The organism is Staphylococcus sp. FSL W8-0304 (assembly GCF_038006565.1).
GTDB lineage: Bacteria > Bacillota > Bacilli > Staphylococcales > Staphylococcaceae > Staphylococcus > Staphylococcus epidermidis.
This window is the reverse complement of sequence record NZ_JBBOVL010000001.1, coordinates 2,041,907-2,066,803: the sequence shown is the minus strand read 5'-3', so window position 1 is coordinate 2,066,803 and position 24,897 is coordinate 2,041,907. Positions and strand designations below refer to the sequence as shown.

Here is a 24,897-nt window from a genome sequence, read left to right as displayed (position 1 = left end):
TTTTGGAATGGTAGAACATGTTCCATTTAAGTTAAAGTCTGAATTTGAGCCACAAGGTGATCAGCCACAAGCGATACAAAAAATTGTGGATGGCGTAAATGAAGGGAAACGTCATCAAACCTTATTAGGTGCAACTGGGACAGGTAAAACTTTTACTATGAGTAACGTAATTAAAGAGGTTGGTAAACCTACACTTATTATTGCACATAACAAGACATTAGCAGGTCAACTATATAGTGAATTTAAAGAATTTTTCCCAGAAAATAGAGTTGAATATTTTGTTAGTTATTACGACTACTATCAACCTGAAGCATATGTGCCTTCAACAGATACCTTTATTGAAAAAGACGCCTCCATTAACGATGAAATTGACCAACTACGACATTCTGCTACAAGTTCTTTATTTGAACGTGATGATGTCATTATTATTGCAAGTGTTAGTTGTATCTATGGTTTAGGTAATCCTGAAGAATATAAAAATTTGGTTGTTAGTGTACGTGTTGGTATGGAGATGGAACGAAGCGAATTGTTGAGAAAGTTAGTTGATGTACAATACTCACGTAATGACATAGATTTTCAACGTGGTACATTTAGAGTGCGTGGGGATGTTGTTGAAATATTCCCGGCTTCTAGAGAAGAAATGTGTATTCGCGTAGAATTTTTTGGTGATGAAATTGATCGTATCAGAGAGGTTAACTATTTAACTGGGGAAGTAATTCGAGAACGTGAGCATTTTACAATTTTCCCAGCTTCGCACTTCGTTACTCGTGAAGAGAAAATGAAAGTAGCTATTCAACGAATCGAAAAAGAATTAGAAGAGAGACTAAAAGAATTACGTGATGAGAATAAATTATTAGAAGCACAAAGGTTAGAACAACGTACTAACTATGATTTAGAAATGATGAGAGAAATGGGCTTTTGTTCAGGTATTGAAAACTATTCTGTTCACTTAACTTTAAGACCATTAGGTTCAACACCATATACATTACTTGATTATTTTGGAGACGATTGGCTTGTCATGATTGATGAGTCACACGTTACGTTACCTCAAATTCGTGGTATGTACAATGGGGATAGAGCTCGTAAACAAGTATTAATAGACCATGGATTTCGTTTGCCAAGTGCGTTGGATAACCGACCATTAAAATTTGAAGAATTTGAAGAAAAAACAAAACAACTTGTTTATGTTTCAGCTACACCAGGCCCATATGAGTTAGAACATACAGATGAAATGGTTGAACAAATTATACGACCTACTGGTTTACTTGATCCTAAAATTGATGTGCGTCCAACTGAGAATCAAATCGATGATCTTTTAAGTGAAATCCAAGATCGCGTTGACAAAGATGAGCGTGTACTTGTGACAACACTTACTAAAAAAATGAGTGAAGATTTAACTACATATATGAAAGAAGCCGGGATTAAAGTTAATTATTTACACTCAGAAATTAAAACATTAGAACGAATAGAAATTATTCGAGATTTACGTATGGGTACTTACGACGCAATAGTTGGGATCAATCTGCTGAGAGAGGGGATAGATATACCTGAAGTATCTTTGGTTGTAATTTTAGATGCGGATAAGGAAGGCTTCTTACGTTCTGATAGATCTCTTATTCAAACTATTGGGCGTGCAGCACGTAATGACAAAGGAGAAGTCATTATGTATGCGGATAAAATTACAGATTCCATGCAATATGCGATTGATGAAACACAAAGACGTAGAGAAATACAAATTGCCCATAACAAAGAACATGGCATCACGCCGAAAACAATTAATAAAAAGATTCACGACGTCATTAGTGCTACTGTGGAGAGCGATGAAACAAATCAACAACAACAAACTGAATTACCTAAGAAAATGACAAAGAAAGAACGTCAAAAAACAATAGAAAATATAGAAAAAGAAATGAAAAAAGCAGCCAAAGATTTAGATTTCGAAAAAGCTACAGAGTTAAGAGATATGTTATTTGAATTAAAAGCAGAAGGGTGACGATTAAATGAAAGGACCGTCAATTGTAGTAAAAGGTGCGCGAGCACATAATTTAAAAGGAGTAGATATTGAATTACCTAAAAACAAGTTGATTGTCATGACTGGACTTTCAGGCTCAGGTAAGTCTTCGTTAGCGTTTGATACTATTTATGCTGAAGGTCAACGACGTTATGTGGAATCGTTAAGTGCATATGCACGACAATTTTTAGGACAAATGGACAAGCCTGATGTAGATACCATTGAAGGTTTGTCACCGGCAATATCTATTGATCAGAAGACGACAAGTAAAAACCCACGTTCTACCGTTGCCACTGTGACTGAAATCTATGATTATATTCGATTATTATATGCGCGTGTCGGTAAACCGTACTGTCCTTATCACGGTATAGAAATTGAATCACAAACTGTTCAACAAATGGTTGATCGTATTTTAGAATTGGAAGAACGTACAAAAATTCAATTACTTGCACCAGTCATTTCACATAGAAAAGGAAGTCATGAAAAGTTAATTGAAGATATAGGTAAGAAAGGATATGTGCGTTTACGTGTTGATGATGAAATCGTCGATGTAAATGAAGTGCCTCAATTGGATAAAAATAAAAATCACACAATTGAAGTTGTTGTTGATAGACTTGTAGTTAAAGACGGCATTGAGACGCGTCTAGCGGACTCTATTGAGACAGCACTTGAACTTGCTGAAGGTAATTTAACAGTTGACGTTATTAATGGAGAGGAACTTAAATTCTCTGAGAACCACGCATGTCCTATTTGTGGTTTCTCTATTGGTGAATTAGAACCTAGAATGTTTAGTTTCAATAGTCCGTTTGGTGCGTGTCCAACTTGTGATGGTTTAGGTCAAAAACTAAAAGTAGACCTAGATTTAGTCATTCCAGATAAAAATAAAACTTTAAATGAAGGCGCAATTGAACCATGGGAACCAACAAGTTCCGATTTTTATCCAACTTTATTAAAACGTGTATGTGAAGTCTACAAAATTAATATGGATAAGCCATATAAAAAATTGACTGATAGACAAAAAAACATACTTATGAATGGTTCTGGAGAAAAAGAAATTGAATTTACATTTACGCAACGAAATGGTGGTACTCGTAAACGTAAAATGGTTTTTGAAGGTGTGGTACCTAATATTGACCGTCGATACCATGAATCTCCCTCTGAATATACACGCGAAATGATGAGTAAATACATGACAGAGTTACCGTGTGAAACTTGTCATGGCAAACGTTTAAGCAAAGAAGCGTTATCTGTATATGTAGGCGACTATAATATAGGTGAAGTCGTTGAATATTCAATTAAAAATGCACTTTATTATTTCGAAAACTTAAAATTAAGCGATCAAGATAAATCGATTGCAGATCAAATTTTAAAAGAGATTATTTCAAGATTATCATTTTTAAATAATGTTGGTTTGGAATATTTGACCTTAGAACGTTCATCCGGAACTTTATCTGGAGGGGAAGCACAACGTATTCGTTTAGCAACACAAATTGGTTCACGATTAACCGGAGTACTGTATGTTTTAGATGAACCTTCAATTGGATTACATCAAAGAGATAATGATAGATTAATTAACACTTTAAAAGAAATGCGTGATTTAGGTAATACACTCATTGTCGTTGAACATGATGATGATACAATGAGAGCAGCTGATTATTTAGTTGATGTGGGTCCGGGAGCCGGTAACCACGGTGGAGAGGTTGTCTCAAGTGGTACCCCTAATAAAGTAATGAAAGATAAAAAGTCCTTAACGGGTCAATATTTAAGTGGAAAAAAACGAATAGAAGTCCCTGAATACAGACGCGAAATCACCGATAGAAAGATTCAAATTAAAGGTGCTAAAAGTAATAATTTAAAAAATGTAAATGTAGACTTCCCACTATCCGTCTTAACTGTAGTTACAGGTGTGTCAGGTTCTGGTAAAAGTTCACTCGTCAATGAAATTTTATATAAAGCATTAGCTCAAAAAATTAATAAATCTAAAGTGAAACCTGGGAATTTTGATGAAATCAAAGGAATCGATCAATTAGATAAAATCATTGATATTGATCAATCGCCAATAGGTAGAACACCACGTTCTAACCCAGCCACATACACGGGTGTCTTTGATGACATAAGAGATGTCTTTGCACAAACGAATGAAGCCAAAATACGAGGTTATCAAAAAGGTAGATTTAGTTTTAATGTCAAAGGTGGACGATGTGAAGCTTGTAAAGGTGATGGAATTATAAAAATTGAAATGCATTTTTTACCAGATGTCTATGTACCTTGTGAAGTGTGTGATGGTAAACGCTATAATCGTGAGACTCTAGAGGTAACATACAAAGGAAAAAATATTGCGGATGTGTTAGAAATGACTGTTGAAGAAGCTACGCATTTCTTTGAAAATATCCCTAAGATTAAGCGTAAATTACAAACACTTGTAGATGTTGGGTTGGGGTACATTACTTTAGGTCAACAAGCTACTACATTATCTGGTGGTGAAGCGCAACGTGTAAAACTCGCATCAGAATTGCACAAGCGTTCAACGGGGCGTTCTATTTATATTCTTGATGAACCAACTACAGGATTACATGTTGATGATATAAGTCGTTTATTAAAGGTATTGAATCGTATAGTGGAAAATGGTGATACGGTCGTTATTATCGAACACAATCTTGATGTTATTAAAACGGCAGATCATATTATTGATTTAGGTCCAGAAGGTGGTGAAGGTGGAGGAACAATCATCGCAACTGGTACACCTGAAGAAATCGCTCAAAATAAAGAATCTTACACTGGTCAATACTTAAAACCAGTATTAGAGAGAGACAGAGTTGAATAGTAAGATGTATGACTAGTAATAAAATGATAAATTAACTTAAAAAGCTCTAAGATGACTTTTACACAAAGAATCTTAGAGCTTTATATATCAAATTAATTTCATTAATTTGAGCATAAATCATCAAATAGTTATTTGAATTTCGATTTAGATTGTTATTTAAGGTATATTTTTTAACTCAATCAATCAACTACTCAATTGTATAATGGAAAAAATCTAGTTTGTCTCAAAACAGTAATGATTTAAGAAACTTTTAAAATTTTAAATCATCATTTTAATATAAAACATGAGTTGATTTTTGATATGATAATAGAAAAGGAAGATACGAATGGCTTATGAAATTTGAGGTGAATGCATGTTAACAACAGATAGATTAGTTAATACGTTAAATTTAGAATTACTTACTGGTGAAGAAGGTTTAGATAGACCAATTAAAAACACAGATATTTCACGTCCAGGTTTAGAAATGGCTGGATATTTTTCACATTATGCTTCAGACCGTATTCAATTATTAGGGACAACGGAGTTATCATTTTATAATTTACTTCCAGATGAAGAGAAAAAAGGAAGAATGAGAAAGTTATGCCGACCTGAAACTCCAGCGATTATTGTTACACGTGGGTTAGAACCACCAGAAGAACTCATACGTGCATCTCAAGAAACGCATACACCAATTATTGTTGCGAAAGATGCCACAACGAGCTTAATGAGTAGGTTAACGACATTTCTCGAACATGAACTCGCGAAAACCACTTCTTTGCACGGTGTACTTGTTGATGTTTACGGAGTAGGTGTACTAATTACAGGAGATTCTGGCATTGGAAAAAGTGAAACTGCATTAGAATTAGTCAAACGTGGTCATAGATTAGTGGCTGATGATAATGTAGAAATCAAAGAAATTACTAAGGATGAACTTGTAGGCAAACCTCCTAAACTTATCGAACATTTGCTAGAGATTCGTGGTCTCGGTATCATTAATGTTATGACTTTGTTCGGAGCAGGATCAATATTAACTGAAAAACAAATTCGATTAAACATTAATTTAGAAAATTGGAATAAGAATAAGTTATACGATCGTGTAGGTCTTAATGAAGAAACATTGAAAATTCTTGATACGGAAATCACTAAAAAAACGATACCAGTTAGACCAGGGCGCAATGTAGCAGTAATTATTGAAGTAGCGGCTATGAATTATCGTCTTAATATCATGGGTATTAATACAGCAGTTGAATTTAATGAGAGACTTAATGAAGAAATCGTTCGAAATAGTCATAAAAGTGAGGAGTAACACACATGAATATTACATTAGGATATATCGATCCTGTTGCCTTTAGCTTGGGACCAATCCAAGTTCGATGGTATGGAATTATTATTGCTTGTGGTATCTTACTTGGATACTTCATTGCACAAGCAGCATTGAAACAGGTTGGATTACATAAAGACACTTTAATCGATATTATATTTTATAGCGCGATTGTTGGATTCATAGTTGCGAGAATATATTTTGTTACATTTCAATGGCCATATTACATGAATCACTTGAGTGAGATACCAAAAATTTGGCATGGTGGTATAGCCATACATGGCGGCTTAATTGGTGGGCTTATCACGGGGATTATTGTTTGTAAAATCAAAAATCTACATCCATTTCAAATAGGAGATATTGTGGCACCAAGTATTATTTTAGCTCAAGGGATAGGACGCTGGGGAAACTTTATGAATCATGAAGCGCATGGAGGACCAGTATCTAGAGCTTTTCTAGAACATTTACATTTGCCAGACTTTATTATTAGAAATATGTATATTGAAGGCCAATATTATCACCCAACATTTCTATATGAGTCAATTTGGGATGTGATAGGTTTTGTCATTTTAATTACTTTAAGGAAACGTCTAAAACTTGGAGAGACATTCTTTGGTTATCTTATTTGGTATTCTATAGGACGCTTCTTCGTTGAGGCGATGAGAACCGATAGTTTGATGCTTACGAGTCATATACGTGTAGCGCAACTTGTTTCTGTCGTGCTTATTATGATTAGTGTGATATTCGTAATTTATAGAAGAGTTAAATATCAACCAATAAAATATAAAAATTCAGGACCATTAACATGGCCGATTAAAAAGGCTAAGTGATTATTTTGAGAAGATTAAGTAAAGAGAAGTATCATCAAGTGAATCCTTTATGGCATATATATAGAAAAATTAAATTCATAAAAGTGCTAAAGCAAACGTTGATTATAGAAATTGCAAGATTTATTCCTAGTATGAAACTTAAAAATAAAATATATAAAAAGCTTTTAAAAATGGATGTCGGGAATCATACTTCATTTGCATATAAAGTGTTGCCTGATTTGTTTTATCCAGAATACATTTCGGTTGGCAAGAATACAGTCATTGGTTATAATACAACAATATTAACTCACGAAGTACTAGTTGATGAGTGGAGAGTGGGAAAAGTCATTATAGGCGATTACACTTTAATAGGTGCAAATACGACAATATTGCCAGGAATAACTATAGGAAAGCATGTTAAAATTGGTGCGGGTACGGTTGTGTCTAAAGATGTTCCCGATTACAGTTTTGCATTTGGTAATCCTATGCAAATACAATTAGATTCAGGAGGTGACAACGAATGGCACAAAAAGAAAATAACATCATTCCAATGATTTTTGATGAGGCTTTTTACCGTAAAATGGCTAACCAAAAGTGGCAACAACAGGACTACAAGAAAGCGGCAGAATATTATGAAAAAGTGCTTGAGTTGTCACCTGAGGATTTTGATATTCAACAACACTATGCGCAATGTTTAGTTAAATTAAATATCGGTAAAAAAGCAGAACATCTTTTTTATGAGAATATTGTTAAAGACTTTCATGTAGAAGAAAGCTTCTATGAACTAAGTCAATTAAATATAGAATTAAACGAGCCAAACAAGGCATTCTTGTTTGGTATTAATTATGTAATATTGTCAGATGATAAAGATTTTAGAGAAATGCTTGAAAAAACATTCGAAGTCACGTATACAAGTGAACAAAAAATTGAATTAGAAGCACAATTGTTTTCAACACAACTTTTATTTCAATTTCTCTTTTCGCAAGGTAGGTTAGAAGAAGCCCGAACATTTATTTTGAATCAATCTTACGAGATACAACAGCATAGGGTGATTAGGAATTTACTTGCAATGTGTTATTTGTATCTAGGTGAGTATGATAGTGCCAAAGTAATGTTTGAAGAACTTTTAAAGGAAGATAATTCAGATGTGCATGCACTTTGTCACTACACATTATTACTTTATAATAAAAAAGAAACAGATAAATATCAAAAATATCTTAAAATACTTAATAAAGTAGTACCACTAAATGACGACGAAACCTTTAAATTAGGAATTGTATTGAGTTATTTAAAACAGTATCGTGCTTCTCAGAATTTACTTTATCCACTTTATAAAAAAGGTAAATTTGTCTCTATTCAACTGTATAATGCATTGAGCTTCAATTTTTATTACCTAGGAAATAAAGACGAAAGTATTGAGATGTGGAACAAGCTCACTCAAATTTCTAAAGTTGATGTAGGTTATGCACCTTGGGTAATTGAGGAAAGTAAAACGGTATTTGAATCACGAGTGTTACCATTATTACTAGATGATAATAATCATTATCGACTTTACGGTATTTTTTTACTTCATCAATTAAATGGAAAAGAAATACTAATGACTGAAGATATTTGGTCAATTCTTGAATCAATGAATGACTATGAGAAACTTTATCTCACATATTTGGTACAAGGCCTCACACTCAATAAATTAGATTTTATACACAGAGGTATGCAAAGGTTGTATAATTTTAAGCAATTCAAATATAACACGTCTTTATTTACAGATTGGATTAATCAAGCAGAAATGATTATAGCTGAAAATGTAGATTTAGTAGATGTCGATAGATATGTCGCTGCATTTGTTTACCTATCATATCGTCGTTCTAGCCAACCATTTACTAAGAGACAATTGATGGACGATTTTAATGTTTCTAGATACAAACTGAATAAAACAATTGAATTTATATTGAGCATATAAATTTATGAAATGAAAAGTATGATATATAATGCGCATAATGATTAATAAGTAGGAGGCATTTAAAATGACTGAAGTAGATTTTGACGTAGCAATAATCGGTGCAGGTCCTGCCGGCATGACAGCAGCAGTATATGCATCACGTGCCAATTTAAAAACTGTCATGATTGAACGCGGTATGCCAGGCGGTCAAATGGCAAACACTGAAGAAGTAGAGAATTTTCCAGGATTTGAGATGATCACAGGCCCTGATTTATCTACGAAAATGTTTGAACATGCAAAAAAATTTGGTGCGGAATACCAATATGGCGATATTAAATCTGTTGAAGATAAAGGTGACTATAAAGTTATCAATTTAGGGAATAAAGAAGTAACAGCTCATGCAGTTATTATCTCAACTGGAGCAGAGTATAAAAAGATTGGCGTTCCTGGTGAACAAGAATTAGGAGGACGTGGAGTAAGTTATTGTGCGGTTTGTGATGGAGCATTCTTTAAAAATAAACGTCTTTTCGTAATTGGCGGTGGAGATTCAGCGGTAGAAGAAGGAACTTTCTTAACTAAATTTGCAGATAAAGTAACGATTGTTCATCGTAGAGATGAATTACGTGCACAAAACATCTTGCAAGAACGTGCTTTCAAAAATGATAAGGTTGACTTTATTTGGAGTCATACACTTAAAACAATTAATGAAAAAGATGGTAAAGTTGGTTCAGTTACACTTGAATCAACTAAAGATGGTGCTGAACAAACTTATGATGCCGATGGTGTATTCATTTATATTGGAATGAAACCACTCACAGCGCCATTCGAAAATCTTGGTATTACAAATGACGCAGGATACATTGTCACACAAGATGACATGAGTACTAAAGTACGAGGTATTTTTGCTGCAGGTGACGTTCGTGATAAAGGATTACGTCAAATTGTTACTGCTACAGGAGACGGTAGTATTGCGGCGCAAAGTGCAGCTGATTATATTACAGAATTAAAAGATAATTAAAATTTAACTCATTTTACACATAGCTAGAACATTGTTTGCGTCAAAGTATCGTCATCAATGATTCTAGCTTTTTTAATTACAATATAAGTATGTTACTTTGCATATTTGAGTGTGATAAGATGAATTTAATATAATGATATTGATTGAAGATTATAATTGGCGGTGACTTAAGAAAATGGCAAGCAATGAAAAAGAAATGGGTAAAAGTGAATTGTTAGTTGTTACAGGTATGTCTGGAGCGGGTAAATCATTGGTGATTCAAAGTCTCGAAGATATGGGCTTTTTCTGTGTAGATAATTTACCACCTGTACTGTTACCTAAATTTGTAGAATTGATGGCTCAAGGAAATCCTTCATTGCAAAAAGTAGCAATTGCAATAGATTTAAGAGGTAAGGAATTATTTAAATCTCTAGTTAAAGAAATTGATATTATTAAAAGTCGCAATGACGTGATTTTAGATGTTATGTTTTTGGAAGCTAAAACTGAAAAAATTATTTCGCGTTATAAAGAATCAAGAAGAGCGCACCCACTAAATGAACAAGGACAAAGATCATTAATAGATGCAATAAATGAGGAACGTGAACATCTATCAGAAATCCGAAGTATCGCTAATTACGTAATTGATACAACAAAATTAAAACCTAAAGAATTAAAGCAACGCATTTCAAAGTTTTATTTAGATGAAAACTTTGAAACATTTACTATCAACGTGACAAGTTTTGGTTTCAAGCATGGTATACAAATGGATGCTGATTTAGTTTTTGATGTCAGATTTCTACCTAATCCTTACTATGTAGAGGAATTGCGTCCATTTACTGGTTTAGATGAGCCAGTGTACAATTACGTTATGAAGTGGAAAGAAACCCAAATATTTTTTGATAAATTAACAGATTTACTAAAATATATGATTCCTGGCTACAAAAAAGAAGGTAAATCGCAATTGGTTATTGCTATAGGTTGTACGGGTGGACAACATCGATCAGTTGCATTAGCTAAACGTTTAGCTGAATATCTTAACGAGATTTTTGAATATAATGTTTATGTGCATCATAGAGATGCGCATATTGAAAGTGGAGAGAGATAATGAAACAAATGAATGTAGTACTTATTGGTGGTGGCACTGGACTTTCTGTCCTTGCTAGAGGCCTTAGAGAATTTCCAATAGACATTACTGCCATTGTTACTGTAGCGGACAATGGTGGGAGCACGGGGAAAATCAGAGATGTCATGGATATTCCAGCGCCTGGTGATATTCGTAATGTCATTGCTGCTTTAAGTGACTCGGAATCGATATTAACTCAATTGTTCCAGTACCGTTTTGGTGAAAATCAAGTAGATGGACATTCATTAGGTAATTTAGTTATTGCTGGAATGACTAACATTACCAATGACTTTGGGCACGCTATTAAAGAATTAAGTAAAGTTTTAAATATTAAAGGCCAAGTCATCCCTTCAACAAACACAAGTGTGCAACTCAACGCGGTGATGGAAGACGGTGAAATTGTACATGGAGAAACCAATATACCTAAAACACATAAAAAAATAAATCGTGTGTTTTTAGAGCCAAGTGATGTTGAACCAATGAATGAAGCGGTAGAAGCTTTAGAAAAAGCAGATTTAATCGTCTTAGGACCAGGTTCATTATATACAAGTGTTATATCAAATTTATGTGTCAAAGGCATTTCAGAAGCATTATTACGTACCTCTGCCCCAAAACTTTATGTATCTAATGTTATGACACAACCAGGCGAGACAGATAATTATGATGTTAAAGAGCATATTGATGCACTTACTCGACAAGTTGGTGAACCATTTATTGATTTTGTCATATGTAGCTCTGAATCCTATAGTAAAGATGTTTTACAACGATATGAAGAAAAGAATTCAAAACCAGTAGCAGTACATAAAGAACAATTAAAAGATAGTGGAATTAGAGTTTTAACGGCGTCTAATTTAGTTGAAATATCTAATGAACACTATGTCAGACATAACACAAAAGTATTATCAAAAATGATTTATGAACTTGCCTTAGATTTAACAAGTACAATTCGCTTTACTCCTAGTGATAAAAAGAAATAATTATAAGCGAAATCGTAGTTTATGATATGATAACTTAAGTGTTTGTTTAGAATTAGAAAATAACTTTACACCTCATTGGCGATACTATAAATAAGAATAGAAAAAAGGATTAGGAAGGATGAGTGTTCAATGAGCTTTGCATCAGATATGAAAAATGAACTAACACGCATAGAAGTTGACGAATCGAATGCTAAAGCAGAGCTCAGTGCATTAATTCGCATGAATGGCGCACTTAGTCTATCAAATCAACAGTTTGTAATTAATGTACAGACAGAAAATGCAACAACAGCTCGTCGAATATACTCTCTTATCAAACGTATATTTAATGTTGAAGTTGAAATTTTAGTTAGAAAAAAGATGAAATTGAAAAAAAACAATATTTATATATGTCGAACAAAGATGTTAGCGAAAGAAATACTAAATGATTTAGGTATTTTAAAAGAGGGAGTTTTTACTCACGATATTGATCCGGAGATGATCAAAGATGATGAAATGAAAAGAAGTTATTTAAGAGGGGCTTTCTTAGCAGGTGGTTCTGTAAATAACCCTGAAACGTCTTCATATCATCTCGAAATTTTTTCACAATATGAAGATCATTCCGAAGGTCTTACTAAATTGATGAATAGTTATGAACTCAATGCGAAACATTTGGAACGTAAAAAAGGGAGTATTGCGTATCTTAAAGAAGCTGAAAAAATTTCCGACTTTCTTAGTTTGATAGGTGGCTATCAAGCATTACTAAAGTTTGAAGATGTAAGAATTGTCCGTGATATGCGTAATTCGGTTAACCGTCTCGTAAATTGTGAAACAGCAAATCTTAATAAAACTGTTAGCGCAGCAATGAAACAGGTAGAAAGTATACAATTAATTGATGAAGAAATTGGGCTTGAAAATTTACCTGATCGTTTGAGAGAAGTAGCGAAACTCAGAGTAGAACATCAAGAAATATCGTTAAAAGAATTAGGTGAGATGGTTTCTACAGGGCCTATATCTAAATCAGGTATGAATCACCGTTTAAGAAAGTTGAATGAATTAGCGGATAAAATAAGAAATGGTGAACAAATTGAATTATAAAAAAATGAGATTTTAAGACTGAGATTACAAATAATCTCAGTCTTAAAATCTCAACATTATTAAGCAACCCCCTCGAGAGGAATCGAACCTCTATTTTAAGAACCGGAATCTTATGTGTTATCCATTACACTACGAGGAGTAAATAGTGAAATAATCACATTTCTGTACGTCGTTCAATAATGACGGTACAATAAAAACGATAATTCTAGTTTACAAATGAAAAGGTTAAGCGTCAAATTGAATTTTTGATTAATAAGCTTAATCTTTGACCATTTTTGACTTTTAAGGTAAAATAATTTTAACAGTTATTATAAGGAGGAAAAATAAATGAATTTAATTCCTACAGTTATTGAAACAACTAACCGCGGTGAACGTGCGTATGATATATATTCACGTTTATTGAAAGACCGTATTATCATGCTAGGTTCTCAAATTGATGATAACGTAGCTAACTCTATTGTGTCACAATTATTATTCTTGCAAGCGCAAGATTCTGAAAAGGATATTTATTTATATATTAATTCACCAGGTGGCAGTGTAACTGCTGGATTTGCTATTTATGATACTATCCAACATATCAAACCAGACGTACAAACAATCTGTATTGGTATGGCAGCGTCTATGGGTTCATTCTTGTTAGCAGCAGGTGCAAAAGGTAAACGATTTGCACTACCTAATGCTGAAGTTATGATTCACCAACCTTTAGGTGGTGCACAAGGACAAGCAACTGAAATTGAGATTGCAGCAAATCATATTTTAAAAACACGTGAAAAATTAAATCGTATTTTATCAGAACGTACAGGTCAATCTATTGAAAAAATTCAACAAGATACTGATCGCGACAACTTCTTAACAGCTGCAGAAGCTAAAGAATATGGATTAATTGATGAAGTAATGGAGCCAGAAAAATAATAAAATAAACGTTTCATTATTATTGATTAATACACAAAACCCTAGTAGACGATAATGTATATTTTATCATTAGTCTACTAGGGTTTTTGTTTTAAAAAATATATGAATGTAGATTTAGAATGAAATGATTATTTTCTTTAAACCGATGAAATTTAACGTTTAGAGTGTTTTGATGTTTGATACATGGTATTCAATGTTGTTGATAATAAAATGATTCCAACTAATATAAACAATATCGACATTAATATCATTGATAACGTACGTTCAAATGCAAATATACCATTAGCAATTAGTAAAACACTTGCAATGATTAATAATATATATGTTAATTGAGTATCTTTCATTTCATACCCCTTCTTCTTATGGTGTAATTCTTAAGCTTTAATTAAATCATCTAAAGCATTTCTTAAATTATTATACTTAAACTCAAAACCTAGTGCATGTAATTTATTTGGAAGTACTTTTTGTGTATCTAATATGACAGTAGACATCTGACCTAACACTGTACGTAGTATCAATTTAGGTGCCCACGTTTCATGTGGTTTATGCATCGCACGTGCTAATGTATAACCGAATAAATTTTGTCTTTCAGGAATAGGTGCAGTTAAATTAAATGGACCTTCAGCGTTATCGTGATTGATAGTAAATAAAATACCTCTAATTAAGTCATCTATATGAATCCATGAGTACCATTGTCTTCCAGAGCCGAGTTTTCCCCCAACGTATAAACGATACGGAAGTTTCATCATTTCAAGAGCGCCACCATCGTCTGATAGAATAAGGCCGAATCGACCTAAAACGACACGTGTACCGAATTGCTTAAATTTATTAGCAAAACGTTCCCATTGATATACGATTTCTGATAAGAAATCAAATGGAAGTGTTTGATATAACTCCGTATAACTTGTAAATAAATCTGGAGGGTAGTAGCCCATTGCACTTGCGTTAAATAAAACTTCTGGTTTGTGTTCACGTGTTTCAAAAAGTTCAAATAGTGTTTGCGTTGATTGAATACGACTAAGCATCATCGCTTGTTTGTGGGAAGATGTCCAACGTTTATTCAACGTTGCACCAGCTAAATTAATAACAATATCTATATCTGGTACTTGATGTTGCCAATCCTCTTTTGACCAGTTGATATACGTGATTTTTGGATGATTAGAAGTTTTATCCTGTCTGGTTAAAATTGTAATATGTGCATCGGTTTGTTTAATTTCATTGACTAAGTGTGAACCGACCATGCCAGTTCCACCAGTGATTAAATAGCGTTTCATAGTTTCACCTCGTCTGAAAATAAAAAGCTGTCATCTTATTGATAGTTATTATTATTATTCATATTTTATACATTTTTTAGCCAATAAGATGTCAAAGACTTTTTTTAATATGCATTTAAAATAAAAACAGATTAGTTATAATAAAATTGTACCTTCGATAATTAATTAAACATCTCTTAATTAGTATGAGTATACCCCATAATATACTAACGAAGGTAAATTTTGACTCCCTTTAGTAGTGGATCCGTGCGAGCAACGTATGGATCCTTTTTTCTATTCTAAAATACATATACCCCTTTTAATAGTAAATACTGTATAAAAGATTAATTTTTAACATTGTTTATTCCGTAAAATAAAAGGTTAAAGTGGTAATAAAATAAAGTATCTATGTTCTAACTATAAAAGTTTTTTAAAATAATTATAAACCAGTAAAAAAAGAAGTTAAAACTAATTCTACTTTTTATACTTGTGAAATAGTTTCATTTTATATCACTATTTATTTTAAACTTTTTTAAAAGATGTTGTGAATCATTTTGCACAGGTAAATGTAATAGGTAAATCTAAGAACTCTCGTGTTAAGATTTGATTAAGTTATTTAAAAATGATGTTAATCAATCAGTATGATGTTATCATGTATGAGATAATTAAATATAAAGTTGTATTGATTGATTAAACTCAAATATCACTGTTATATAATCTCATTGAACTTTGTTATTTAATTATTCCCAAAGGATCTGTTAAAAATAATTTTAGGGAAATACTACTTTTAATTATTGAAAATAGTTGAGATTTGATTTTTTACAATGATTCAATAGTATTGTTTTTAAGATAAATTCGTGTTTAAGAATGAAAGAGAGGTAAACAAGATGAGCGGTATCTCCAAATTTATTAGTGCGATTGTAGTTTTGCTATTATTAATAGGTTTAGCATTTGGTATTTACTCATTTGTCGATAGTTCAAAAAAAGGCAACGAACGACTCAGTAATCAAACAACACAGCAAGAAAAGAAAAAAGACGATAAAGATAAAAAGGAAAAAAAAGACAAAAAATCGGAGGAAGAAAAAAAGGATAATACACAACAAACGCAACAAGTTCCTCAAACTCAACAAACTCAACAAACGCAGCAAACTGTTCAAACGCCACAAAGACCTACGACTCAAACTCCGGTGAAACAAAATCCACAAACAGGAGAAAAGAGAGCAAAAGAGCCAAAAACTGACGAAAGAAAAAAATCTAGACAAGACAGTTCAAATTCTAAAGAAAGCCCAAGTCAAAAAGATCAATCGCCAACACAACAAAAGCCACAACAAAATAAATCTAACCAGTCATCAGCAAATCGTCAAAGCACCCAAAATAAATCAAATCAAACACAGCCAACCAGACCACAAAACAATGGAAATAGTGGCAATCAAAATGCTAGTTCGGGCCAAAATACACAAAAACAAAATAATAACAATCAAAATTCTCAAAGCTCAAAAAAGGATTAATAAGAAAGAACTTAAAAATTTTTGGAAAGTTCATCTTGTGACTATTCCTAAAAATAGGTTTAAGGTCACTTGAGTAAGCCATGATTCGTTCATTTTAATCTTTATTAACTCGAGTTAGCCCAAAGGGTGGGACTTCGAATTCAAAATGAATTCAGTCCCACCCTTTTTATGTTTATATAATCCAAAAAATTAGTAATGAAAGTAAGAATGAAATAAGTGAAATAGTTAAACAGCCTAACATACAGCCGCATCCTGAATGCGTGCAACTATAAGAATAAGTTTGATTAAAAGTTTTTAAATTTTGATTGTTTTGAGATGAATTTTTATTAAAATAATCATCTCCTTTATATCTATCATCACTCGGATCTATAACTTCGATTTTTTCGTCAGAATAATTATGATTCGACATTGTTTTACCTCACTCTAGTTTTATTCATATTCAAATTATAGTTAATCATAACAACTAAATAAAACAAATGTATGAATAAAATTTAATTTGGGTAGAGTTATTTAGAAAGCGAACAATGATTAAATTACTATACAAGAATGGGGTCTATACTTTGTTTGTAATCGTTTTCCTACAAACTTTTATAATTTAACTTAGAAATTGAGTGAATTCACTTGCAATTTATAATACGTAATAGTAGTATTGCAAGTGTAAAGAGGTTAGATTTTGTCCCGGGCGGGACTTAAAAAGTCAAAGCTTAGTTATGATTGCCTCTCAGGTACCTTTGTTACAAAGATATAAGGAGGAAGGTAGTAGTGAAAGACTTAATTAAAGTTCAACAAAAGCTTATACCTGATCTTATTGATAAGATGTATAGACGCTTTTATATTTTATCTACTATCTCTCAAAATCAACCTGTAGGAAGACGAAGTCTAAGTGAACATATGGATATGACTGAGAGAGTATTACGGTCGGAAACAGACATGTTAAAGAAGCAAGAATTAATTCGTGTCAAGCCTACGGGAATGGAAATTACTAATGAAGGTACTGAAGTATTAGCACAACTAGGTGAATACTTTAACGTATACAGCGATGACCATAAATTGGCCAGAGCTATCAAAGATAAATTTCATATTAAAGATGTACATGTCATTCCAGGAGATTCCGATTCTAATCGAACTGTAAAACGTGAAATGGGTCAACAGGCTGGACAACTTTTAGAAGGCATACTTTATGAAGATGCTATTGTATCAGTAACTGGTGGTTCAACAATGGCGTGCGTGAGTGAGTCGATACATTTATTACCTTTTAACGTATTTTTTGTTCCAGCTAGAGGTGGACTTGGAGAAAATGTCGTTTATCAAGCGAATACTATCGCTTCGAGTATGGCCCAACAAGCTGGCGGTTATTATACCACACTCTATGTCCCAGACAACGTGAGTGAGTCCACATATGATACGTTAATGTTGGAACCTTCTGTTATGCATACACTGGATAAAATCAAGCAAGCTAATATAACAATACACGGCATTGGTGATGCGCTGAAGATGGCGCATCGACGTCAATCATCTCAAGATGTGATTGATAACCTTCAACATCATCAAGCTGTTGGTGAAGCTTTTGGGTATTATTTTGATGCTCAGGGTCAAATAGTTCATAAGGTCAAAACGATTGGCCTTCAACTAGAGGATCTTGAGAACAAAGACTTTATCTTTGCGGTTGCTGGTGGACAATCAAAAGGAGAAGCTATTAAAGCTTATCTTTCAATTGCACCGGAAAACACTGTATTGATTACAGATGAAGCCGCAGCAAAAGTCATTTTACAATAGTAATAAAAAGTTTAATACTTTTTAAATATCATTTTAAAGGAGGCCATTATAATGGCAATTAAAGTAGCAATTAATGGTTTTGGTAGAATTGGTCGTTTAGCATTCAGAAGAATTCAAGATGTAGAAGGTCTTGAAGTAGTTGCAGTTAACGACTTAACAGATGACGATATGTTAGCTCATTTATTAAAATACGATACTATGCAAGGTCGTTTCACTGGAGAAGTTGAAGTTATCGAAGGTGGATTCCGTGTGAACGGTAAAGAAATTAAATCATTCGATGAACCAGATGCTGGTAAATTGCCTTGGGGCGATTTAGATATCGACGTAGTATTAGAATGTACTGGTTTCTATACTGATAAAGAAAAAGCACAAGCTCACATCGATGCAGGTGCAAAAAAAGTATTAATCTCAGCTCCAGCTAAAGGTGATGTAAAAACAATCGTATTCAACACTAACCATGATACATTAGATGGTTCAGAAACAGTTGTTTCAGGTGCTTCTTGTACTACTAACTCATTAGCACCAGTTGCAAAAGTTTTAAGTGACGAATTCGGTTTAGTTGAAGGTTTCATGACTACAATTCATGCTTACACTGGTGACCAAAATACACAAGACGCACCTCACAGAAAAGGTGACAAACGTCGTGCACGTGCAGCAGCAGAAAATATTATCCCTAACTCAACAGGTGCTGCTAAAGCTATCGGTAAAGTTATTCCAGAAATCGATGGTAAATTAGACGGTGGAGCACAACGTGTTCCAGTTGCTACTGGTTCTTTAACTGAATTAACTGTAGTATTAGACAAACAAGATGTAACTGTTGACCAAGTTAACAGTGCTATGAAACAAGCTTCTGACGAATCATTCGGTTACACTGAAGACGAAATCGTATCTTCTGATATTGTTGGTATGACTTACGGTTCATTATTCGATGCGACTCAAACTCGTGTTATGACTGTTGGAGATCGTCAATTAGTTAAAGTTGCAGCTTGGTACGACAATGAAATGTCTTACACTGCTCAATTAGTACGTACATTAGCTCACTTAGCTGAACTTTCTAAATAATTGAAGCTTAACGGATAAGCACGTTATTTAAAGTTATAGCGTGAAGAGTGTAAAGCTCTTCTACACGTTCATAATTTGACTAGTGCTCTGTACTGTTTAATTAGATATATAAGCTTATGAGTAAGCGGGGAGCACATACGCTTCTCCGCTTATTTTTATATAAAGTTTTCCTATACGAAGGAGGAAATAGATAATGGCTAAAAAAATCGTTTCAGACTTAGATTTAAAAGGTAAAGTTGTTCTTGAGCGCGCTGATTTTAACGTTCCAATTAAAGATGGTGAAATCACTAATGACAACAGAATTGTTCAAGCATTACCAACAATCAAATATATTATTGAACAAGGTGGTAAATTAGTTTTATTCTCTCACTTAGGTAAAGTTAAAGAAGAAAGTGATAAAGAAGGACTTTCACTTAAGCCTGTTGCTGAAAACTTATCTAAGAAATTAGGTAAAGAAGTTATATTCGTTCCTGAAACACGTGGCGAAAAACTTGAAACAGCAATTGAAAACTTAAATGAAGGCGATGTTTTATTAGTTGAAAATACACGTTTCGAAGATTTAGATGGTAAAAAAGAATCTAAAAATGATCCTGAATTAGGTAAATATTGGGCGTCATTAGGTGATGTATTTGTTAATGATGCATTTGGTACAGCGCACCGTGAACATGCGTCAAACGTAGGTATTTCTACTCATCTAGAAACAGCAGCTGGTTACTTAATGGAAAAAGAAATTAAATTTATTGGTGGCGTAGTGAATGATCCACAAAAACCAGTAGTTGCTATTTTAGGTGGCGCTAAAGTTTCAGATAAAATAAATGTTATCAAAAATTTAGTTAATATCGCAGATAAAATCTTAATCGGTGGCGGTATGGCTTATACGTTTATTAAAGCGCAAGGTAAGGAAATAGGTCTTTCATTATTGGAAGAAGACAAAATTGATTTTGCTAAAGACTTGTTAGAGAATAATGGCGATCAAATAGTATTACCTGTAGATTGTAAAATAGCTAAAGAATTTTCTAATGATGCAAAAATCACTGAAGTATCTATCAATGAAATTCCTTCAGATCAAGAAGCAATGGACATTGGACCTAAAACAGTAGAATTATTTAATAAAGAATTACAAGGTGCACATACTGTAGTATGGAATGGACCTATGGGTGTATTCGAATTTAGTAATTTTGCTAAAGGTACAATCGGTGTATGTGAGTCTATTGCTAAATTGGAAGACGCTACTACTATTATTGGTGGTGGTGACTCTGCCGCAGCAGCAATTTCATTAGGTTTCGAAGATGACTTCACACACATCTCTACTGGTGGAGGAGCATCATTAGAATACTTAGAAGGTAAAGAATTACCTGGTATAAAAGCTATTAATGATAAATAAGTTTTTAAATACTTTGATGTGGGAATAAAACAACAGAAAGTCATTTTTGCTTTCAACGTTTATTTCGAAATAAGCAAGTATTTGGATAAAAGCTTACAAATTTAACACTAAAAATTAAGGAGTGTAATGAATGAGAACACCAATTATAGCCGGAAACTGGAAAATGAATAAAACAGTTCAAGAAGCTAAAGACTTTGTAAACGAATTACCAACATTACCTGATCCTAAAGAAGTAGAATCAGTTATTTGTGCACCAACAATCCAATTAGACGCTTTAGTAACAGCTGTTAAAGATGGTAAAGCAAAAGGGTTAAAAATTGGAGCACAAAACGCTTACTTTGAAGAAAGCGGTGCTTATACTGGAGAAACTTCACCAGTAGCATTATCTGAATTAGGTGTTAAATATGTAGTGATTGGTCACTCAGAGCGTCGTGACTATTTCCACGAAACTGACGAAGAAGTAAACAAAAAAGCGCATGCTATCTTCAATCACGGTATGACACCTATTATTTGCGTAGGTGAATCTGATGAAGAACGTGAAGCTGGTAAAGCAAATGAAATCGTAGGTAATCAAGTGAAAAAAGCTGTCGAAGGTTTATCAGATGATCAACTTAAAGAAGTTGTTATTGCATATGAACCAATTTGGGCTATCGGTACTGGTAAGTCATCTACATCTGAAGATGCAAATGAAATGTGTGCTCACGTACGTCAAACATTAGCTGACTTATCTAGTCAAGAGGTTGCTAACGCTACACGTATTCAATATGGTGGTAGTGTTAAACCTAATAACATTAAAGAATATATGGCTCAATCAGATATCGATGGTGCTCTTGTAGGTGGCGCATCATTAAAAGTTGAAGATTTCGTACAATTGTTAGAAGGTGCAAAATAATTATGGTAAAACAACCAACTGCCTTAATCATCTTAGATGGTTTTGCAAATCGTGAAAGTGAACATGGCAATGCAGTTAAGCAAGCACATAAACCTAATTTTGATCGATATTATGAAAAATATCCTACAACACAAATAGAAGCTAGTGGCTTAGATGTAGGTCTTCCTGAAGGTCAAATGGGTAACTCTGAAGTAGGACATATGAATATTGGTGCAGGACGCATCGTATATCAAAGTTTAACTCGTATTAATAAATCGATTGAAGACGGAGAATTCTTTGATAACACTGTATTAAATAACGCTGTTAAACATGTTAAAGACAATGGCTCTGCGCTTCATGTATTCGGATTGCTTTCTGATGGTGGTGTACACAGTCATTATAAGCATCTATTTGCTATTTTAGAATTAGCTAAAAAGCAAGGAATAGATAAAGTATATGTCCACGCATTTTTAGATGGTCGTGATGTTGATCAAAAATCTGCTTTGAAATATATAGAGGAAACTGAAGATAAATTTAAAGAATTAGGTGTAGGTCAATTCGCTTCTGTTTCAGGACGTTATTATGCTATGGACCGTGACAAGCGTTGGGATCGTGAGGAACGTGCCTATAATGCTATTCGTAACTTTGAAGGCCCTACATTTACTTCAGCTAAAGCAGGCGTTGAAGCTAATTATAAAAATGATGTGACTGATGAATTCGTCGAACCGTTTATAGTTGAAGGCCAAAATGATGGTGTGAACGACGGTGACGCAGTAATCTTTTATAATTTCCGTCCAGATAGAGCAGCTCAACTTTCAGAAATCTTTACTAATAAAGCGTTTGATGGATTTAAAGTTGAACAAGTGGACAACTTATTCTACGCTACATTCACGAAATATAATGACAATGTAGATGCTGAAATTGTATTTGAAAAAGTTGACTTAAATAATACAATCGGTGAAGTTGCTCAAGATAATGGCTTGAAACAATTACGTATCGCTGAAACTGAAAAGTATCCACATGTAACATACTTTATGAGTGGTGGACGAAATGAAGAGTTTGAAGGAGAACGTCGTAGACTTATCGATTCTCCTAAAGTAGCGACTTATGATTTGAAACCTGAGATGAGTGCATATGAAGTTAAAGATGCATTATTAGAAGAGTTAGACAAAGGTGACTTAGATTTAATTCTATTGAACTTTGCTAACCCAGATATGGTTGGACATAGTGGTATGCTAGAACCAACAATTAAAGCAATCGAAGCAGTAGATGAGTGTCTTGGTGAAGTCGTTGACAAAATTATTGATATGGGTGGTCATGCCATCATCACTGCAGATCACGGTAACTCAGATCAAGTGTTAACTGATGACGACCAACCTATGACGACACACACAACTAATCCTGTTCCAGTTATTGTAACTAAAGACGGTGTTACATTAAGAGAAACTGGACGCTTAGGAGATTTAGCGCCGACATTATTAGATTTATTAAACGTTAAGCAACCATCTGAAATGACAGGTGAATCATTGATTAAACATTAGTATAGATGCATTAAGGTTAAGAATTTACAGCAACGTATAGATGTTCAAATTTTCTTAATTTTATATGTATTATCATTTTATAAAAGTTTAGAAAAAGGCTATAATAGTCATATAATATAATTAAAGGAGATATTAAACATGCCAATTATTACAGATGTTTACGCTCGCGAAGTCTTAGACTCACGTGGTAACCCAACAGTTGAAGTTGAAGTATTAACTGAAAGCGGTGCTTTCGGACGTGCATTAGTACCTTCTGGTGCTTCTACTGGTGAACATGAAGCAGTTGAATTACGTGATGGAGATAAATCACGTTATTTAGGTAAAGGTGTGACTAAAGCGGTAGAAAATGTTAACGAAATGATCGCACCAGAAATCGTTGAAGGTGAATTTTCAGTTTTAGATCAAGTATCTATTGATAAAATGATGATTCAATTAGACGGTACACACAACAAAGGTAAATTAGGTGCAAATGCCATTTTAGGTGTTTCTATTGCCGTAGCTCGTGCAGCTGCTGACTTATTAGGTCAACCATTATATAAATATTTAGGTGGATTTAATGGTAAACAATTGCCAGTACCTATGATGAATATTGTTAATGGTGGTTCTCACTCAGATGCACCAATTGCTTTCCAAGAGTTCATGATTTTACCTGTAGGTGCTGAATCATTCAAAGAATCATTACGTTGGGGTGCAGAAATCTTCCATAACCTTAAATCAATCTTAAGTGAACGCGGTTTAGAAACTGCAGTAGGTGATGAAGGTGGTTTCGCTCCTAGATTTGAAGGCACTGAAGACGCTGTAGAAACTATTATTAAAGCTATCGAAAAAGCAGGATACAAACCAGGTGAAGATGTATTCTTAGGATTTGACTGTGCTTCTTCTGAATTCTATGAAAATGGTGTTTATGATTACACTAAATTCGAAGGTGAACACGGTGCTAAACGCAGTGCAGCAGAGCAAGTTGACTACTTAGAAGAATTAATTGGTAAATATCCAATCATCACTATTGAAGATGGTATGGATGAAAACGATTGGGAAGGTTGGAAACAATTAACTGATCGTATCGGTGATAAAGTTCAATTAGTTGGTGATGATTTATTCGTAACTAACACTGAAATTTTATCTAAAGGTATCGAACAAGGTATTGGTAATTCAATCTTAATCAAAGTAAACCAAATCGGTACATTAACTGAAACATTCGATGCTATTGAAATGGCTCAAAAAGCTGGATATACTGCGGTTGTATCTCACCGTTCTGGTGAAACTGAAGATACTACAATTGCTGATATCGCAGTTGCTACAAATGCAGGTCAAATTAAAACAGGTTCATTATCTAGAACTGACCGTATTGCTAAATACAATCAATTATTACGTATTGAAGATGAATTATACGAAACAGCTAAATTTGAAGGAATTAAATCTTTCTACAATTTAGATAAATAATATCTCTTTAATTTTTATAAGAGTTCACGCTTATGATTTAATATCTTAATTGAATTGTCCGTTGCAGAGTTGAGGCTGCAACGGGCTTTTTTA

General features: G+C 33.5%; 21 protein-coding genes and 1 tRNA gene. 18 read left to right on the top strand and 4 right to left on the bottom strand.

Annotated features, from left to right (window positions below):
• Positions 1–7 precede the first annotated feature (7 nt).
• The 10 genes from uvrB (at position 8) to whiA (ending at position 13,054) form a co-directional block, all read left to right on the top strand.
• Positions 8–1,993, top strand: coding sequence for an excinuclease ABC subunit UvrB (gene uvrB / locus NST35_RS09830; RefSeq protein ID WP_002445948.1), 1,986 nt, complete (start codon positions 8–10; stop codon positions 1,991–1,993).
• 7 nt (positions 1,994–2,000) lie between these two features.
• Positions 2,001–4,835 (top strand): excinuclease ABC subunit UvrA, encoded by a 2,835-nt coding sequence (uvrA, locus tag NST35_RS09825; protein ID WP_002457588.1) that lies wholly within the window; start codon positions 2,001–2,003, stop codon positions 4,833–4,835.
• Between the two features lie 352 nt (positions 4,836–5,187).
• Positions 5,188–6,120: an HPr(Ser) kinase/phosphatase gene (gene hprK, locus NST35_RS09820; protein WP_002445950.1), complete on the top strand. Its 933-nt coding sequence runs from the start codon at positions 5,188–5,190 to the stop codon at positions 6,118–6,120.
• Between the two features lie 5 nt (positions 6,121–6,125).
• Positions 6,126–6,965, top strand: a complete 840-nt coding sequence (lgt, locus tag NST35_RS09815) for a prolipoprotein diacylglyceryl transferase (RefSeq protein WP_002457587.1) — start codon at positions 6,126–6,128, stop codon at positions 6,963–6,965.
• Positions 6,962–7,498 carry an acyltransferase gene (locus NST35_RS09810; protein WP_002445952.1) on the top strand — a complete coding sequence of 179 codons (537 nt, stop codon included), beginning with the start codon at positions 6,962–6,964 and terminating at the stop codon, positions 7,496–7,498. Before lgt ends, NST35_RS09810 begins: the two co-directional genes overlap by 4 nt.
• Entirely contained in the window at positions 7,465–8,904 is a 1,440-nt protein-coding gene (locus NST35_RS09805; protein WP_002457585.1) for a tetratricopeptide repeat protein, read from the top strand. The genes NST35_RS09810 and NST35_RS09805 overlap by 34 nt, the downstream gene beginning before the upstream one ends.
• A gap of 64 nt (positions 8,905–8,968) precedes the next feature.
• Positions 8,969–9,901 carry a thioredoxin-disulfide reductase gene (gene trxB / locus NST35_RS09800; protein ID WP_002457584.1) on the top strand — a complete coding sequence of 311 codons (933 nt, stop codon included), beginning with the start codon at positions 8,969–8,971 and terminating at the stop codon, positions 9,899–9,901.
• A 175-nt stretch (positions 9,902–10,076) separates the two neighbouring features.
• Entirely contained in the window at positions 10,077–10,985 is a 909-nt protein-coding gene (gene rapZ, locus NST35_RS09795) for an RNase adapter RapZ (protein ID WP_002457583.1), read from the top strand.
• A complete protein-coding gene (locus tag NST35_RS09790; protein WP_002457582.1) occupies positions 10,985–11,980 on the top strand; it encodes a gluconeogenesis factor YvcK family protein in 996 nt (331 codons plus the stop codon). Before rapZ ends, NST35_RS09790 begins: the two co-directional genes overlap by 1 nt.
• A gap of 129 nt (positions 11,981–12,109) precedes the next feature.
• Entirely contained in the window at positions 12,110–13,054 is a 945-nt protein-coding gene (whiA, locus tag NST35_RS09785) for a DNA-binding protein WhiA (protein WP_002457581.1), read from the top strand.
• A 67-nt stretch (positions 13,055–13,121) separates the two neighbouring features.
• On the opposite strand, the gene NST35_RS09780 is transcribed toward whiA, so the two are convergent.
• A tRNA-Arg gene (locus NST35_RS09780) sits at positions 13,122–13,193 on the bottom strand.
• Positions 13,194–13,381: 188 nt separating this feature from the next.
• Between NST35_RS09780 and clpP the strand changes: the two genes are divergently transcribed.
• Positions 13,382–13,966, top strand: coding sequence for an ATP-dependent Clp endopeptidase proteolytic subunit ClpP (gene clpP / locus NST35_RS09775; RefSeq protein WP_001829659.1), 585 nt, complete (start codon positions 13,382–13,384; stop codon positions 13,964–13,966).
• A 152-nt stretch (positions 13,967–14,118) separates the two neighbouring features.
• Here clpP and NST35_RS09770 read toward each other — a convergent pair whose 3' ends face one another.
• Together NST35_RS09770 and NST35_RS09765 are read right to left on the bottom strand one after the other, a co-directional pair.
• The gene (locus NST35_RS09770) at positions 14,119–14,310 is read right to left on the bottom strand and encodes a hypothetical protein (protein WP_002445958.1); all 192 of its coding nucleotides are present in this window, start codon (positions 14,308–14,310) and stop codon (positions 14,119–14,121) included.
• A 30-nt stretch (positions 14,311–14,340) separates the two neighbouring features.
• On the bottom strand, positions 14,341–15,240 hold the full coding sequence (locus tag NST35_RS09765) for a TIGR01777 family oxidoreductase (protein ID WP_002445959.1): 900 nt from the start codon (positions 15,238–15,240) through the stop codon (positions 14,341–14,343).
• 866 nt (positions 15,241–16,106) lie between these two features.
• On the opposite strand from NST35_RS09765, the gene NST35_RS09760 reads away from it, so the two are divergent.
• Positions 16,107–16,727 (top strand): DUF4887 domain-containing protein, encoded by a 621-nt coding sequence (locus tag NST35_RS09760; protein WP_020364599.1) that lies wholly within the window; start codon positions 16,107–16,109, stop codon positions 16,725–16,727.
• Positions 16,728–16,899: 172 nt separating this feature from the next.
• On the opposite strand, the gene NST35_RS09755 is transcribed toward NST35_RS09760, so the two are convergent.
• Positions 16,900–17,136: a hypothetical protein gene (locus tag NST35_RS09755; RefSeq protein ID WP_002445961.1), complete on the bottom strand. Its 237-nt coding sequence runs from the start codon at positions 17,134–17,136 to the stop codon at positions 16,900–16,902.
• Between the two features lie 353 nt (positions 17,137–17,489).
• Between NST35_RS09755 and NST35_RS09750 the strand changes: the two genes are divergently transcribed.
• From NST35_RS09750 to eno, 6 genes are all read left to right on the top strand, one after another.
• The gene (locus NST35_RS09750) at positions 17,490–18,503 is read left to right on the top strand and encodes a sugar-binding transcriptional regulator (protein ID WP_002457579.1); all 1,014 of its coding nucleotides are present in this window, start codon (positions 17,490–17,492) and stop codon (positions 18,501–18,503) included.
• A 51-nt stretch (positions 18,504–18,554) separates the two neighbouring features.
• On the top strand, positions 18,555–19,565 hold the full coding sequence (gene gap, locus NST35_RS09745) for a type I glyceraldehyde-3-phosphate dehydrogenase (protein WP_001829667.1): 1,011 nt from the start codon (positions 18,555–18,557) through the stop codon (positions 19,563–19,565).
• A gap of 193 nt (positions 19,566–19,758) precedes the next feature.
• Positions 19,759–20,949, top strand: coding sequence for a phosphoglycerate kinase (locus NST35_RS09740; protein WP_002457578.1), 1,191 nt, complete (start codon positions 19,759–19,761; stop codon positions 20,947–20,949).
• 130 nt (positions 20,950–21,079) lie between these two features.
• Entirely contained in the window at positions 21,080–21,841 is a 762-nt protein-coding gene (gene tpiA / locus NST35_RS09735; RefSeq protein WP_002457577.1) for a triose-phosphate isomerase, read from the top strand.
• 2 nt (positions 21,842–21,843) lie between these two features.
• On the top strand, positions 21,844–23,361 hold the full coding sequence (gene gpmI, locus NST35_RS09730; protein ID WP_002457576.1) for a 2,3-bisphosphoglycerate-independent phosphoglycerate mutase: 1,518 nt from the start codon (positions 21,844–21,846) through the stop codon (positions 23,359–23,361).
• A 138-nt stretch (positions 23,362–23,499) separates the two neighbouring features.
• On the top strand, positions 23,500–24,804 hold the full coding sequence (gene eno, locus NST35_RS09725) for a surface-displayed alpha-enolase (protein ID WP_001829595.1): 1,305 nt from the start codon (positions 23,500–23,502) through the stop codon (positions 24,802–24,804).
• Positions 24,805–24,897 lie beyond the last annotated feature (93 nt).

Coding starts and splice junctions, on each gene's coding strand:
- lgt (WP_002457587.1), top strand. CDS start 6,126: ATGAATATTACATTAGGATATATCGATCCTGTTGCCTTTAGCTTGGGA.
- NST35_RS09740 (WP_002457578.1), top strand. CDS start 19,759: ATGGCTAAAAAAATCGTTTCAGACTTAGATTTAAAAGGTAAAGTTGTT.
- uvrA (WP_002457588.1), top strand. CDS start 2,001: ATGAAAGGACCGTCAATTGTAGTAAAAGGTGCGCGAGCACATAATTTA.
- gpmI (WP_002457576.1), top strand. CDS start 21,844: ATGGTAAAACAACCAACTGCCTTAATCATCTTAGATGGTTTTGCAAAT.
- eno (WP_001829595.1), top strand. CDS start 23,500: ATGCCAATTATTACAGATGTTTACGCTCGCGAAGTCTTAGACTCACGT.
- NST35_RS09760 (WP_020364599.1), top strand. CDS start 16,107: ATGAGCGGTATCTCCAAATTTATTAGTGCGATTGTAGTTTTGCTATTA.
- NST35_RS09805 (WP_002457585.1), top strand. CDS start 7,465: ATGGCACAAAAAGAAAATAACATCATTCCAATGATTTTTGATGAGGCT.
- clpP (WP_001829659.1), top strand. CDS start 13,382: ATGAATTTAATTCCTACAGTTATTGAAACAACTAACCGCGGTGAACGT.
- tpiA (WP_002457577.1), top strand. CDS start 21,080: ATGAGAACACCAATTATAGCCGGAAACTGGAAAATGAATAAAACAGTT.
- NST35_RS09770 (WP_002445958.1), bottom strand. CDS start 14,310: ATGAAAGATACTCAATTAACATATATATTATTAATCATTGCAAGTGTT.
- trxB (WP_002457584.1), top strand. CDS start 8,969: ATGACTGAAGTAGATTTTGACGTAGCAATAATCGGTGCAGGTCCTGCC.
- hprK (WP_002445950.1), top strand. CDS start 5,188: ATGTTAACAACAGATAGATTAGTTAATACGTTAAATTTAGAATTACTT.
- NST35_RS09755 (WP_002445961.1), bottom strand. CDS start 17,136: ATGTCGAATCATAATTATTCTGACGAAAAAATCGAAGTTATAGATCCG.
- whiA (WP_002457581.1), top strand. CDS start 12,110: ATGAGCTTTGCATCAGATATGAAAAATGAACTAACACGCATAGAAGTT.
- rapZ (WP_002457583.1), top strand. CDS start 10,077: ATGGCAAGCAATGAAAAAGAAATGGGTAAAAGTGAATTGTTAGTTGTT.
- uvrB (WP_002445948.1), top strand. CDS start 8: ATGGTAGAACATGTTCCATTTAAGTTAAAGTCTGAATTTGAGCCACAA.
- NST35_RS09790 (WP_002457582.1), top strand. CDS start 10,985: ATGAAACAAATGAATGTAGTACTTATTGGTGGTGGCACTGGACTTTCT.
- gap (WP_001829667.1), top strand. CDS start 18,555: ATGGCAATTAAAGTAGCAATTAATGGTTTTGGTAGAATTGGTCGTTTA.
- NST35_RS09765 (WP_002445959.1), bottom strand. CDS start 15,240: ATGAAACGCTATTTAATCACTGGTGGAACTGGCATGGTCGGTTCACAC.